This window comes from Pseudomonas sp. RC4D1 (assembly GCF_018390395.1).
GTDB lineage: Bacteria > Pseudomonadota > Gammaproteobacteria > Pseudomonadales > Pseudomonadaceae > Aquipseudomonas > Aquipseudomonas danubii.
This window is the reverse complement of record NZ_JAHBAW010000001.1, coordinates 3,006,032-3,019,472: the sequence shown is the minus strand read 5'-3', so window position 1 is coordinate 3,019,472 and position 13,441 is coordinate 3,006,032. Positions and strand designations below refer to the sequence as shown.

Annotated in this window: 10 protein-coding genes; 2 read left to right on the top strand and 8 right to left on the bottom strand. The window is 63.1% G+C overall.

Going from position 1 to position 13,441, the window contains the following annotated elements; genetic code table 11:
- Positions 1 to 12: 12 nt before the first annotated feature.
- From KHO49_RS14000 to KHO49_RS13980, 5 genes are all read right to left on the bottom strand, one after another.
- Positions 13 to 2,472 carry a TonB-dependent siderophore receptor gene (locus KHO49_RS14000; protein ID WP_102881070.1) on the bottom strand — a complete coding sequence of 820 codons (2,460 nt, stop codon included), beginning with the start codon at positions 2,470 to 2,472 and terminating at the stop codon, positions 13 to 15.
- Positions 2,473 to 2,652: 180 nt separating this feature from the next.
- Entirely contained in the window at positions 2,653 to 3,630 is a 978-nt protein-coding gene (locus KHO49_RS13995; RefSeq protein ID WP_213665174.1) for a FecR domain-containing protein, read from the bottom strand.
- Positions 3,627 to 4,145, bottom strand: coding sequence for an RNA polymerase sigma factor (locus KHO49_RS13990; protein ID WP_102861966.1), 519 nt, complete (start codon positions 4,143 to 4,145; stop codon positions 3,627 to 3,629). Before KHO49_RS13990 ends, KHO49_RS13995 begins: the two co-directional genes overlap by 4 nt.
- 169 nt (positions 4,146 to 4,314) lie before the next feature.
- On the bottom strand, positions 4,315 to 5,022 hold the full coding sequence (locus tag KHO49_RS13985) for a 3'-5' exonuclease (protein WP_102861965.1): 708 nt from the start codon (positions 5,020 to 5,022) through the stop codon (positions 4,315 to 4,317).
- A gap of 10 nt (positions 5,023 to 5,032) precedes the next feature.
- The gene (locus KHO49_RS13980) at positions 5,033 to 6,967 is read right to left on the bottom strand and encodes a putative nucleotidyltransferase substrate binding domain-containing protein (protein ID WP_249735516.1); all 1,935 of its coding nucleotides are present in this window, start codon (positions 6,965 to 6,967) and stop codon (positions 5,033 to 5,035) included.
- Between the two features lie 258 nt (positions 6,968 to 7,225).
- Here KHO49_RS13980 and KHO49_RS13975 point away from each other — a divergent pair, with 258 nt between their 5' ends.
- Positions 7,226 to 7,672 carry a response regulator gene (locus tag KHO49_RS13975; protein ID WP_102861963.1) on the top strand — a complete coding sequence of 149 codons (447 nt, stop codon included), beginning with the start codon at positions 7,226 to 7,228 and terminating at the stop codon, positions 7,670 to 7,672.
- 76 nt (positions 7,673 to 7,748) lie between these two features.
- On the opposite strand, the gene KHO49_RS13970 is transcribed toward KHO49_RS13975, so the two are convergent.
- Entirely contained in the window at positions 7,749 to 9,926 is a 2,178-nt protein-coding gene (locus tag KHO49_RS13970; protein WP_213665173.1) for a malate synthase G, read from the bottom strand.
- Positions 9,927 to 10,481: 555 nt separating this feature from the next.
- Here KHO49_RS13970 and KHO49_RS13965 point away from each other — a divergent pair.
- A complete protein-coding gene (locus tag KHO49_RS13965; protein WP_016964741.1) occupies positions 10,482 to 11,000 on the top strand; it encodes a glycine cleavage system transcriptional repressor in 519 nt (172 codons plus the stop codon).
- 225 nt (positions 11,001 to 11,225) lie between these two features.
- Here KHO49_RS13965 and rarD read toward each other — a convergent pair whose 3' ends face one another.
- Entirely contained in the window at positions 11,226 to 12,113 is an 888-nt protein-coding gene (rarD, locus tag KHO49_RS13960) for an EamA family transporter RarD (protein WP_213665172.1), read from the bottom strand.
- Between the two features lie 250 nt (positions 12,114 to 12,363).
- Entirely contained in the window at positions 12,364 to 13,338 is a 975-nt protein-coding gene (locus tag KHO49_RS13955) for a serine/threonine protein kinase (RefSeq protein WP_102861960.1), read from the bottom strand.
- Positions 13,339 to 13,441: the final 103 nt, after the last annotated feature.

Below are 13,441 nucleotides of genomic sequence, written 5' to 3'. Positions count from 1 at the left end.
GGATTTCCCTTCTTAGAATTTGTAATTCACGCTGGCCATGACATTGCGACGGTCGCCGTAGTAGCAGTAGGTGCCGTCGCAGGTCGACATGTATTCCTTGTCAAATACGTTGTTGGCGTTGAGTGCCACGCTGGCACCCTTGAGCGAGTTGTCCAGGCGGCCGAGGTCGTAATGCACCGCTGCGTCATAGACGGTATAGGCCGCGGTATCACCGTCGGATTTGCGGGCCACATAGGCCAGGTTGCCTGCCGGAACGTTGTTGGTCTCGCCGATGTAGCGGGCTCCGAAGCCTACGCCGAAACCGTCCAGCAGCCCGTTGTGCCAGGTGTAGTCGGCCCAGATCGAGGCCTGGTTTTCCGGGGTCAATGGCAGCGGCCGGTTCTTGTCCTGAGGGTCGCCGACCTTGGTCATCTTGCTGTTGGCGTAGGTATAGGCGGCCGTCAGCTTGAGGTTCTCATTGACGTTGCCCACCGCTTCCAGCTCGAAGCCGCGGACCTTGGCCTCACCCAGTGGACGGCTGACGCCCAGGCTGTCGGTGAGGACGATGTTCTGCCGGGTCAGGTCGTATACCGCGGCAGTGAACAGCATGTCGCTGCCCGGAGGCTGGTACTTGAGGCCCAGTTCGTACTGCTTGCCGGTGCTGGGTTCGAAGGCCTGGCCTTTGGCGTTGCCGCCGGGCTCGGCCTGGAAGGATTCGGCGTAGGAAATGTAGGGGGTAAAGCCGGAGTCGAAGACGTAGCTGAGGGCTGCGTTGCCGGTGAAGGCGTGATCGTCCCGCTCGTCATGGGGCTTGTTGGCGATGTTGTAGAACCTGGAGTCGGTGTGCAGCCAGTCCTGGCGCCCGCCCAGGGTCAGGCGCCAGTTGTCCAGGGCCATCTGGTCCTGGACGTAGAGCCCGGTGCCCTGGCGCTTCTGGTTGTAGTCGTTGTAGGCAAAGTAGGCGACTTTGCTGAAGTCCTGTCCGTAGATCGGGTTGATGATGTTGCTGGTAGGCGCTTCACCGTAGAGCCACTTGTAGTTGGTGTTGACGCGCTGGTGATCCAGGCCCAGCAACAGGGTGTGCTTGAGCTCGCCGGTGTTGAAGTCGGCCTGGAAGTTGTTGTCCACGGCGAACTGGCTGATGTCCTCGTTGACGATGTTGGCGCCACGGCGCACGGTGCCGTCGGCACTCACTGCCTGGTCGGGCTTGTTGGGCCAGTAGCTGCCGCCGGCGGTGATGCCCTGGAACGACAGGTCGCTCTTGGTGTACCGCAGGTTCTGGCGGAACTGCCAGACGTCATCCAGGCGATGCTCAAAGGCATAACCCAGTGCGTAGTAAGTCTTGTCGTAGTATTCCCAGCTCGGGTCGCCGAGGTTCTTGTGGTACTTGATCTCGCCGGCCGGGCTCGCCAGCTTGGTGCCCTGCAACGGCAGGAACTGGCTGGTGATGCCGGTATCGTCGCGGTTGAACTGGCTGAGGAAGGTCAGCTTGGTGTCTTCGTCGATATTCCAGGTCAGGCTGGGGGCCAGGTTGTAGCGCTTGTCCTGGTTGTGCTCGATAGCAGTGTTGCTGTCGCGGACCACGCCGCTGACGCGATACAGGAAGCGCCCTTCGTCATCGATGGGGCCGGTGCTGTCGAAGCTGATCTGCTTGCGCTGGTAGCTGCCGATCTGCAGTTGCACTTCGTGGCTGCTGCTGTCCTCCGGACGGCGGCTGACCATGTCCAGCAAGCCCCCGGGTGGTGTCTGGCCATAGACCGAAGACGCCGGGCCGCGAAGCAGGGCTACGCGCTCCAGGTCCCAGGTTTCCAGCTTGGGCATGGCGTAGGTGCCTTTGGGCAAGGGCAGGCCATCGAGAAACTGGGTGGGTTCGAAGCCTCGCACCTTCAGCCATTCGGCACGGCTGTCGCTGCCATAGCTACTGGCGGTGACACCGGGCATGTAGCGCACGGCATCGTCGAGGTTCTGCACCGCCCGGTCGCTCATCTGCTCACGGGTAGCCACTGAGATGGAGCGGGGCACTTCGCGCAGCTCGGTATCGGTCTTGGTGCCGACGGCCGTACGTTTGGCCATGTAACCCTCGACCGGCCCCCAGGCCGTTTCATAACTGCCCTGGCCAGTGATATTGGTTTCCGGCAAGGTCACCACGCCTTCCGGTGCCGCCACCAGGCTGTAGGTGCCGGCGCTGCTGTGCTCCAGTTGCAAGCCGGTGCCGCGCAGGGCTTCGCGCAAGGCGCCCGGGGCGTCGAACTGGCCATTGACTGGAGCCGAGGTCTTGCCCGCCGCCAGGGACGGATTCAGGCTCAGGGCCAGGCCAGCCTGACTGGCAATCTGGTTCAGGGTGCTGGCCAGGGGCGCTGCTGGCAGGTTGTAGGCGCGCACGCTGCTGGCCTGTTCGGCGGCCATCAGCGCTGGGCTGGTCAGGGGGGCGCTGAGCGCGATGGCAACGGCCAAGAGACTGGGGCGCAACAGAGTGTCTAGCGGGCGGTACATACGGCGGCTCCTGAATGGAAATGTTTCGCAATTGCCTAGGTGCCGGACGAGATTGGAAAAGTGATAGGGCAGATTGAAAATAATTTAGATTTAGATTGATTGAGGTTCATTCGCTGGCAAGCCAGCTCCTACGGGATCGGTGTAGGAGCCAGCTTGCTGGCGAAGGCCACGACACCGTTCTCAGTGTTTGGCGTCAGCCTTGGCCACCACGGTCACCCACCAGTCGGTGTGCCGCTCGATCTTCACGGGCAGGGTCGGCAGCAGGGCATTGAGGGCCAGGTCGGTGTCCTGCAACGGGAAGCTGCCGGTGATCCGCAGGTCGGCCACTTCCGGGGCCACGCCCAGGTGACCGCGGCGATAACGGCCCAGCTCATCGATCAGGTCACCGAGGCGGGCGTTGTCCACCACCAACATGCCTCGGGTCCAGGCATCGGCGCCCAGGTTCAGCGCCTGAAGCGGCCCGAGACCGTCGCGGCGCATCAGCACTTGCTGGCCTTCCTTGAAGACGTGTTCGTCCTGGCCGGCTTGCGCTCGCGCCGCCACCGCCGATTGCAGCACGCCGAGGCGGGTGCCCTGGTCTTCACGCTTGACCAGGAAGCGCGTACCCAGGGCGCGCATCCGGCCGTCGCGGGTTTCGACGATGAAGGGGCGACTGTCGTTGTGCCCGGTCTCGATGAGGATCTCGCCTTCCTGGAGAACGATCCGGCGCTGCTTCTCATCGAAGTGCACATCCAGCGCACTGTGGGTATTGAGGTTGATCACCGTGCCGTCTGTCAGGCGCAGGGTGCGCTGCTCACCGGTGGCGGTGCGCTGGTCGGCCAGCCAGTAGTCCACCGGCAGGTAGCGCTCGCCGGCAAACAGCGCCAGCCCCGCCACCAGCACCACGCTGGCGACTCCGCGTCCCAGTTTGCGCACGCGCCGGCGCAGGCCTTCGCGAGATTGCACCAAGGCATTGCGCGCCGGGCCGGCCGCCACGCTAAAGCGCTGGTCGAGCATGCCCAACTGGCGCCAGGCGCGGGCGTGTTCTTCATGGGCGGCATGCCATTTGGCGAACTCTTCGCGCTCCACGGCACTGGCGCCGCCGTCCAGGGACAGTTGCCAGGCAATGGCGGCATCCAGCACCCGGGCGGACACCGGCTTGGAGCTGATGGGGGTCATACCGGCTCCCCGTACAGGGCGATGTAGCACTGGCGGATGCCCTGGGCCAGGTACTGACGCACCCGTGGCACCGAGACTCCAAGACGCTCGGCGATCTCGGCGTGGCTCAGGCCGTCGAGGCGGTTATAGAGGAAGGCCATGCGCGCCTTGCTGGAGAGTTTGCCCAACAGGCGGTCGATGGCCTTGAGGTCTTCGAGGATCATCTGCTGCTCTTCCGGCGACGGTTGTTCGCCTTCGGGGATCAGCATCAGTTCGCTGAGGTAGGCCTGTTCCAGGGCGGCGCGGCGGAAGTAGTCGAACAGCAGGCCTTTGGCGATGGCCACCAGAAAGGCCCTGGGTTCCCGTGGAGCCTTGAGTTCGTCGCGGCCCAGCAGGCGCACGAAGGTGTCCTGGCTCAGGTCCTCGGCCCGTTGAGCGCAGGCAACGTTGCGCCGCAGCCAGGCCAATAGCCAACGGCGATGGTCGCGATACAACGCACCAACCAGCTCATTGTGGGGGCTTTGGACTGACGACAACGGGGCTCACCGATCGAGAAGTTTAAAATAACGAGAACTATTCGCGATTGTGGCAGAGGCGAAACACAGGCGCAATTGGCGCTGGTCGGCTGCTCTTTCCCGAGGGTTGCACGCCTTTTTCTGATGTGGCGAGGCAGACTGCGCCCTCGCCACGGTCAATTGCCGCGGATCAGAACGAGTGCGCCTGCTGGCGGCGTTTCCATTGGCTGAGGCGCTGTTGCAGGTTCAGCGGGCTGTCAATCTGCTGCTGGCGGGCACGGTTGAACAGGATCAGTGCCAGCTCTGCCGTGGCCAGGGCGTCGGCTGCTGCGTGGTGACGCTCGGCCACTTGCAGCTTGAACACGTTGATCCAGTCATCCAGGCCGGCCTCACGGAAAGCGGCCTGGGGACAGAGCATGGGTGCCATGTCCGCCACGTCGAGGAAACTGTGCTGCAGGCGATAGCCCAGGCTGTCCTTGAGTGCCCGACCGAGCATGTGCTGGTCGAAGGGGGCATGAAACGCCAGGAGCGGGCTGTCACCGACGAACTCCATGAAGTCCAGCAGGGCCTCCACCGGATCGCAGCCGGCGGCGATGGCGCTGGGCCCCAGGCCATGGATCAGCACGCTGGGGCTGAGCTTGTGGCCTTCGCGCTGCAGGGTGCGTTCGAACTGCTGGCTGAAGTCGATGGCGCCGTCCTCGATCACCACCGCGCCGATGGACAGCACCTGATCGCGGTTGAGGTTGAGGCCGGTGGTTTCCAAGTCCACCACCACCCAGCGTTGCTCTCGCAGGCTGCACTCACCCAGCTCGGTGAATGCGGGCAGGCGGTCGCGACGTTGTTGCTGTTGGGCCGTCAGGACGCTGACGGCGGGACGGAACCAGGCAAACAGGCTCATGACGGATAGCTCATAACTGGTAGCGCAGGGCCAGGCTGCTTTGCAGGCGCTGGGCCTGGCGCAGGGACTCGCGCAGGATGCGTCGGTCCAGGTGATTGAGGCTGTCGGGGTCGACCCGATTGGAATAGGGCTGGTTCTCCCGGGTCTGGCGTTGATGTTGCTGCATGCGGGTCTGCTGGATGAAGTGGTAGGCCTCTTCATAAGCGGCGCCGTCCAGGGGCTCGATGACCTGCTTGGACACCAGCTGGCGCAGACGCTCCAGGGTGTTGATCGCACCGATGCCATTGGCCAGGGCCAGCAGCCGGGCGCCATCGACGAAGGGGGTGAGGCCCTGGACCTTGAGGTCGAGGGTGGCTTTTTCACCGTTCTTTTTGGCCAGGACGAATTCGCGGAAGCGTCCCACGGGCGGGCGCTGGCGCAGGGCGTTTTCCGCCAGCATGCGCTGGAACAGGCGGTTGTCGCCGACTTGGTCGAGGATTCCCCGGCGCAGTTGCTCGGCGCCTTGTTCATCGCCCCAGACCACCCGCAGGTCGAAGTAGATGCTCGAACCCAGCAGGTTTTCCGGCGTCGCCTCGCGGATGAAGGCGGCAAAGCGTCGGGCCCATTCGGCTCGGGACAGGCACAGCTCGGGGTTGCCGGCCATGATGTTGCCCTTGCACAGGGTAAAGCCGCACAGCGCCAGGCTCTGGTTGATCTGCTGGGCGATGGGCAGCAGCTTGCCGCGGATCTCGGCGGCGTGGGCCGCGTCCCGGGCCTCGAACAGGATGCCGTTGTCCTGGTCGGTGTGCAGGGTCTGTTCGCGCCGGCCTTCGCTGCCGAAGCACAGCCAGCTGAAGGGCACGCCGGGGTCGCCCTTGTCTGCCAGGGTCAACTCGATCACCCGGCATACGGTGTGATCGTTGAGCAGGGTGATGATGTGGGTGATCTGGGTCGACGACGCACCGTGGGCCAGCATGCGCTCCACCAGTTGGCCGATCTCGCCTCGCAGCGCCACCAGGTGTTCCACCCGGGGAGCATTGCGGATGGTTCGCGCCAGGTGCACCAGATCGACCCGTTGCAGGGAAAACAGGTCGCGCTCGGAGACCACGCCGCACAGGCGCTGGTCTTTCACCAGGCAGACGTGGGCGATATGGCGCTCGGTCATGGCGATGGCGGCGTCGAAGGCACTGTGGTCCGGGCTGAGGAAGAAAGGGGCCTGGGTCATGTGCTGTTCGATGGGCTGGTTGAGGTCCTGGGTGCGGTCGGCGACGACCTGGCGCAGGTCCCTCAGGGTGAAGATCCCCAGGGGCGCCTTGTGCTCGTCCACCACCACGATGCTGCCCACCTGTTGCTCGTGCATCAGCGCCACGGCCTCACGCAGCGGCATCTGTGGGGCGCAGGCGACCGGATGACGCATGGCCAGTTCGCCCAGGCGGGTGTTCAGCGAGTATTGGGTGCCAAGGGTTTCCACGGCCTTTTGCTTGACCTGCTGATTGACCTGATCCAGCAGGCTGCTGACCCCGCGCAAGGCGAAATCGCGGAACTCGTCGGACAAGGCGAATAGTTTGATGAAGGCGCTCTTGTTCAATTGCAGGCAGAAGGTGTCTTCGGCGGCCCGGTGTTCGGTGCGGGTGGCGCGTTCGCCCAGCAGTGCAGCCAGGGGAAAACATTCGCCGGTGGTGATCTCGAAGGTGGTTTCGGTGCTGCCCTTGGCGGCGTGGGTGCGTTCGCCCACCACACGCCCCTGCTTGACGATATAGAAGTGCTCAACCGGGCCGTCGGCGGGCTTGATGATGCTCTCGCCGGGCCCGTAGAAACGCAGCTGGCATTGTTCTACCAGATAGGCCAGGTGGAGGTTTTCCATCTGGTTGAAGGGCGGGAACCGCTGCAGGAACTGCACGGTCCCCTGGATGTTCTGCAACACCGCGGTCTTCCCTGCCTGGGTGAAGGCGTCCGCTTTACTCATAACGATTACCGCAGTCTTTTTGGATTTGTTGTGGTCGGATCACGGCAATGGTCGGACTCCCAGCGCGAGGTGCCCATTGGACGTAAGTCTAGGTAGCGGCCGGAGCCCGGACATTTGGCTTTGAGCGGCGTTTAATCAATGCAAAAAAGCTCTGATCAAGGCTCTTGGCAATTTTTCCGACGAAGTGCACATTGGAGGTCTGCTTAGCGATGTCTGACCAATGTGCTAGGGGATTGATCTGTTCATGTAGAGAAATGTATGCCCGACCACGATATTTTGAGTGACGCCGAGCGCGAGGCGCTGAGTGCAGTCATGCTGGAGCCGGATCTGCCGGCCCAGCGGGTGTTGATCGCCGATGACGACAAGGATGCACGGGAACTGCTGGCGGAAATTCTTGGCCTGGATGGTATCCGTTGCATCACGGCTGCCAGCGGCAAGGCCGCTCTTGAATTACTCGAATCGAACAAGTCCATCGGCCTGCTGATCACCGATCTGCGCATGGCGCCCTGCAGTGGTCTTGACCTGATTCGCCAGGTGCGGGAATCGGAACGGGCGGCGCTGCCGATCATCATCATTTCCGGTGACGCCGATGTGCGCGACGCCATCGCTGCCATGCACTTGAGCGTGGTGGACTTCCTGCTCAAACCCATCGACACCGGCAAGTTGCTGGCCCTGGTCAAACACGAACTGGGTGTCATTCACTGAGCCGCAAGCGCCGAGCCAGGGCGACACACTAAAAAGCCCCGGCGGACCGGGGCTTTTTGTCTGTTGCCAGGCGTGCTTACAGGCCGTTCTTGGCCTTGAACTCGCGACGACGACGGTGCAAGACCGGCTCGGTGTAGCCGTTAGGCTGCTTGGTGCCCTCGATCACCAGATCCAGGGCGGCCTGGAAGGCGATGTTGCTATCGAAGTCCGGGGCCAGCGGGCGGTACAGCGGGTCACTGGCGTTCTGCCGGTCGACAACCGGGGCCATGCGCTTGAGGCTTTCCAGCACCTGCGCCTGGGTGACCACACCGTGGCGCAGCCAGTTGGCGATGTGCTGGCTGGAGATGCGCAGGGTGGCGCGGTCTTCCATCAGGCCAACGTCGTTGATGTCCGGCACTTTCGAGCAACCCACGCCCTGGTCGATCCAGCGCACCACGTAACCGAGAATGCCCTGGGCGTTGTTGTCCAGTTCGTTCTTGATCTGCTCGGCCGACCAGTTGGTGTCGCTGGCCAGAGGGATGGTCAGGATGTCGTCCACCGAAGCGCGGGTGCGCTTGGCCAGTTCGGCCTGACGGGCGAACACGTCGACCTTGTGGTAGTGCAGTACGTGCAGGGCGGCGGCGGTCGGCGACGGCACCCAGGCGGTGTTGGCACCGGCCAGCGGGTGGGCGATTTTCTGTTCGAGCATGGCGGCCATCAGGTCCGGCATGGCCCACATGCCCTTGCCGATCTGCGCACGGCCTTGCAGGCCGGTGGACAGGCCGATATCGACGTTCCAGTTCTCGTAGGCGCCGATCCATTTCTCGGCCTTCATGTCGGCCTTGCGCACCATGGCGCCGGCTTCCATGGAGGTGTGGATCTCGTCGCCGGTGCGGTCGAGGAAGCCGGTGTTGATGAACACCACGCGCTCGCTGGCCGCCTTGATGCAGGCCTTGAGGTTGACCGTGGTGCGGCGCTCCTCGTCCATGATCCCGACTTTCAGGGTGTTGCGCGGCAGGTTCAGTACGTCTTCGATGCGGCCGAACAGTTCGTTGGTGAACGCGGCTTCTTCAGGGCCGTGCATCTTCGGCTTGACGATGTACACCGAGCCGGTACGGCTGTTCTTGCGCGAGGTGTTGCCGTTGAGGTTGTGGATCGCCGCGAGGCTGGTGACCAGGCCGTCGAGGATGCCTTCCGGCACTTCGTTGCCATGCTTGTCGAGGATCGCGTCGATGGTCATCAGGTGGCCGACGTTACGCACGAACAGCAGCGAACGGCCGTGCAGCTTCACCGGCTCACCGTTGACGCCGGTGTACTCGCGGTCGGCATTCATGGTGCGGGTAAAGGACTTGCCGCCCTTGGAAACCTCTTCCGCCAGGTCGCCCTTCATCAGGCCGAGCCAGTTGCGGTAGATCACCACCTTGTCGTCGGCATCAACCGCGGCAACCGAGTCTTCGCAGTCCATGATGGTGGTCAGGGCCGCTTCCATCAGCAGGTCCTTGACCCCGGCGGCGTCGGTCTGGCCGACCGGGCTGCTGGCATCGATCTGGATCTCGAAGTGCAGGCCGTTGTGCTTGAGCAGGATCGCGGTGGGGGCTGCGGCATCGCCCTGGTAGCCGATCAGTTGGGCATCGTTGCGCAGGCCGCTGTTGCTGCCGCCCTTGAGACCCACCACCAGCTTGCCGCCGACGATCTTGTAGCTCACGGAGTCCACGTGGGAGCCGGCGGTCAGTGGCGCCGATTCATCGAGGAAGGCGCGGGCGAAGGCGATGACCTTGTCGCCGCGAACCTTGTTGTAGCCTTTGCCTTTTTCCGCGCCATCGGCTTCGCTGATGGCGTCGGTGCCGTACAGGGCGTCGTATAGCGAACCCCAGCGGGCGTTGGAAGCGTTGAGGGCGAAGCGCGCGTTCATCACCGGCACTACCAGCTGCGGGCCGGCCATGTGGGCGATTTCTTCATCGACGTTCTGGGTGCTGGCCTGGAAGTCAGCCGCTTCTGGCAGCAGGTAGCCGATGTCTTGCAGGAAGGCTTTGTAGGCCACGGCATCGTGTGCCTGGCCGGCACGGGACTGGTGCCAGGCATCGATCCGTGCCTGGAAATCATCGCGTTTGGCGAGTAGGGCTTTGTTCTTCGGCGCCAGGTCGTGGATGACCTTGTCGGCACCGGCCCAGAATGCGTCGGCGGTGAGGCCGGTACCGGGAATGGCTTCGTTGTTCACGAAGTCGAACAGGACTCTGGCGACCTGCAGGCCACCGACTTGAACGTGTTCAGTCATTGCTTGCCTCACTCTGCTCAGCTATTTCGCTTTTCAGCTCTTCAAATTAACAATGAAGCCGGCGGCCATTTAAAGCACAACCCTGTTCACCAGTACATGCCATTGCTGGCGGCTGGGTGCTTCCAATCAACGGCAGAGCCTTGCTGATGGGCGGTTGCGAGGGTTGCGATCAGGCCTTGGCAGACATCGTTCCAACGTTATGTAGTGCGCGCTGCGGCATACTACATGATGAATTGCGCTTGTGAAAATTAGACTAAATACGTCGTTCCGCGACTTAAGAATGCAGTGCGGTCACGCTGGGGAACGTGATGTTCTCAAAAAAGCTGGTGGATTGTTCCATATAAATACAAAAAGTTGTACACGATTTATGTTTTGCCCTGCGCGCCCTCGTAGGAGCCGGATTGCCGGCGAATGGGCCTTCGGGGGTTGCGTCGGCCTTGCGGGCACTTTCGCTGGCAAGCCAGCGCCTACACAAGCTGCTGCGATATGGGCTGGAAGGCGCGGGGAATGAGGCTGCCTATAATTGCTCTTTCATCAAGCAAAGAGGGCTGCGCCATGGACCATCTCGTTCTCACGGTTTTCGCCCCGGACAAGGCCGGACAGGTCGAGCGTATTGCCCAGTGCATCGCCGAGCACGGCGGCAACTGGCTGGAAAGCCGTCTGTCGCGCATGGCGGGGCAGTTTGCCGGCATCTTGCGGGTCGGGGTCCCGGCCGAGGCCTACGATGAGCTGGTGGATGCCTTGCAGGGGCTCTCCGCCCAGGGCATCCGGGTATTGATCGCCGAAAGCGGCATCGAGCAGTCCTGCACCTGGAAACCCATCGCCATGGAGCTGGTGGGCAATGATCGTCCGGGAATCGTCCGGGATATCACCCGCTTGCTGGCGGAGCAGGGGGTCAACCTTGAACGGCTGGTGACCGAGGTGCGCCCAGCGCCCATGAGCAGCGAGCCGTTGTTTCATGCCGAGGCGATTCTGGCGGTGCCCCTGACGTTGTCCCTGGAGGTATTGCAGTCGCGCCTGGAAACCCTGGCCGACGATCTGATGGTGGAGTTGGTGCTGCGCAGCGAGGTCTGAACACCGTCCCGCAGGTTATCCCAGTAATCCGTGCATGCGCCTGTGGATAACCTGTAGAGACCCGTCGCCAGCCCAGTACCGCCGCGGCTTAGCGCGCTCTGATCAAAAAACCAGCAGTTTCAAGGGCTTGTGCACAAACGGCGGGGATCAGGTTGTGGATAACCTTGGGAAGAATCGCTGCAGGCCACGAATGGACTGGCCTGCAGGGCGTTGTGCGTTTATTGATCAGCGGCGGCCGCGCAGGCTGAGCCAGGCATCGACGCTGTACACCCCCAGGCCGGCCCAGATGAACATGAACGCCAGCAAGGTGCTGGAGGACAGGTGTTCGCCAAACAGCAGCACCGCTTGCAGCAGCACCAGGGTTGGCGCCAGGTACTGAAGGAAGCCCAGGGTGGTGTAGGGCAAGTGCCGAGCCGCGGCGTTGAAGCACACCAGCGGGATCAGCGTGACCGGGCCGGCGGCTACCAGCCACCAGGCTTCGGAGCTGGTCCAGAAGTCGGCATGGGCACTGCTGGCTTCGGGGTGCAGGAGCAGCCAGGCCATGGCGATGGGCACCAGCATCCAGGTTTCCACCACCAGCCCGGGCAAGGCCTTGACCGGGGCCTGTTTACGGATCAGGCCATAGAAGCCGAAGCTCAGTGCCAGTATCAGTGAGACCCAGGGCAAACTGCCTACTTGCCACACTTGCTGGGCCACGCCCACCGCCGCCAGGATCACCGCCAGCCACTGCATGCGCCGCAGGCGTTCGCCAAGAATCAGCATGCCCAGCAGCACATTGATCAGGGGATTGATGTAGTAGCCCAGGCTGGCCTCAAGCATGCGCCCATTGTTCACGGCCCAGACATAGGTCAGCCAGTTGCCGGCGATCAGGGTGCCGCTCAGGGCCAAGATGGCCAGGCGCCTGGGGTTTTCCCGCAGCTCGCGCCACCAGCCGGGATGTTTCCACACCATCAGCAACACAGCGCCGAACAGCGCCGACCAGAGTACCCGGTGGACGATGATTTCCACGGCCGGAACGCTGGCGATGGCTTTGAAGTAGATTGGAAACAGACCCCAGATGATGTAGGCGGTCAGGCCCAGGATGTACCCGCGACGCGGGTTGGCGGCTTGCATGCAGAGTCCTTGCTTAGGCAGCTAACGAAGACGGGATTGTAAGGACAATTGTCAGGACATGTCCTGACTTTTGCGCCACCCGTTCTGTGGGGGAGGGCTGGTGGGCAATGGCGAACTTACGGGCCTCTTCGCTGGCGAGCCAGCTCCTCCGGTTGGCGTTGTATCGAGGCGGATTCTTGTAGGAGCCGGCTTGCCGGCGAAGACGACCTCATGGGCCTCTTCGCTGGCAAGCCAGCTCCTGCAGGCAGGGTCAGAACAGTTTGAGAGGTTCTTCGTTGAGGGCCGCCAGCTGTTCGCGCAGGGCCAGGACCTGATCCCCCCAGTAACGTTCGCTGCCGAACCAGGGGAAGCTGTGGGGAAAGGCCGGATCGTCCCAGCGTCGTGCCAGCCAGGCGCTGTAGTGCATCAGGCGCAGGGCTCGCAGCGGCTCGATCAGGGCCAGTTCCCGGGGGTCGAAATCATGGAACTCGCTGTAGCCGTCCATCAGTTCGGAGAGCTGGCTGAGGCACTCCTGGCGATCGCCGGCCAGCATCATCCACAGGTCCTGCACCGCCGGGCCCATGCGGCAGTCGTCCAGGTCGACGATATGGAACATCTCGTCGCGGCACATCATGTTGCCGGGGTGGCAATCGCCGTGCATGCGGATGTTCTGGTGCGGGGTGGCCTGGTAGACCTCCTCCACCCGCTTGAGCAGGTCCCGGGCCACGGACTCGTAGGCCGGCAGCAGGCTCTTGGGAATGAAGTTGCCTTGCAGCAGGGTCGCCAGTGAGTCATGACCAAAGTTCTTCACGCCCAGGGCTTCGCGGTGCTCGAAGGGGCGGGTGGCGCCCACGGCGTGCAGGCGACCGAGCAATTGCCCGAGGCGATAGAGTTGATCCAGATTGCCCGGTTCGGGCGCGCGCCCGCCACGCCGGGGAAACAGGGCGAAGCGAAAGCCCGCATGCTCGAACAGGCTGGCACCGTCGTGGATGATCGGTGCGACCACCGGCACATCGCACTCGGCGAGTTCGAAGGTGAAGCGGTGTTCTTCCAGGATCGCTTCGTTGGTCCAGCGCTGGGGGCGGTAGAACTTGGCGATCAGCGGTTCGCCTTCGTCGATGCCGACTTGATAGACGCGATTTTCGTAGCTGTTGAGCGCCAGCACGCGGGCGTCGCTGAGAAAACCGATGCTTTCAACGGCGTCCAGAACCAGGTCGGGGGTCAGTGTTTCAAACGGGTGCGACATGCTTACTCCTGCGCGCAGCAGGCTGCCGCGTCCGGCCAAGCATGGTAACGCAGACGGGGAGCCAGCGGGGGAGGGTTTGCTGGTGGTTCGGCTGGGCGCCAGA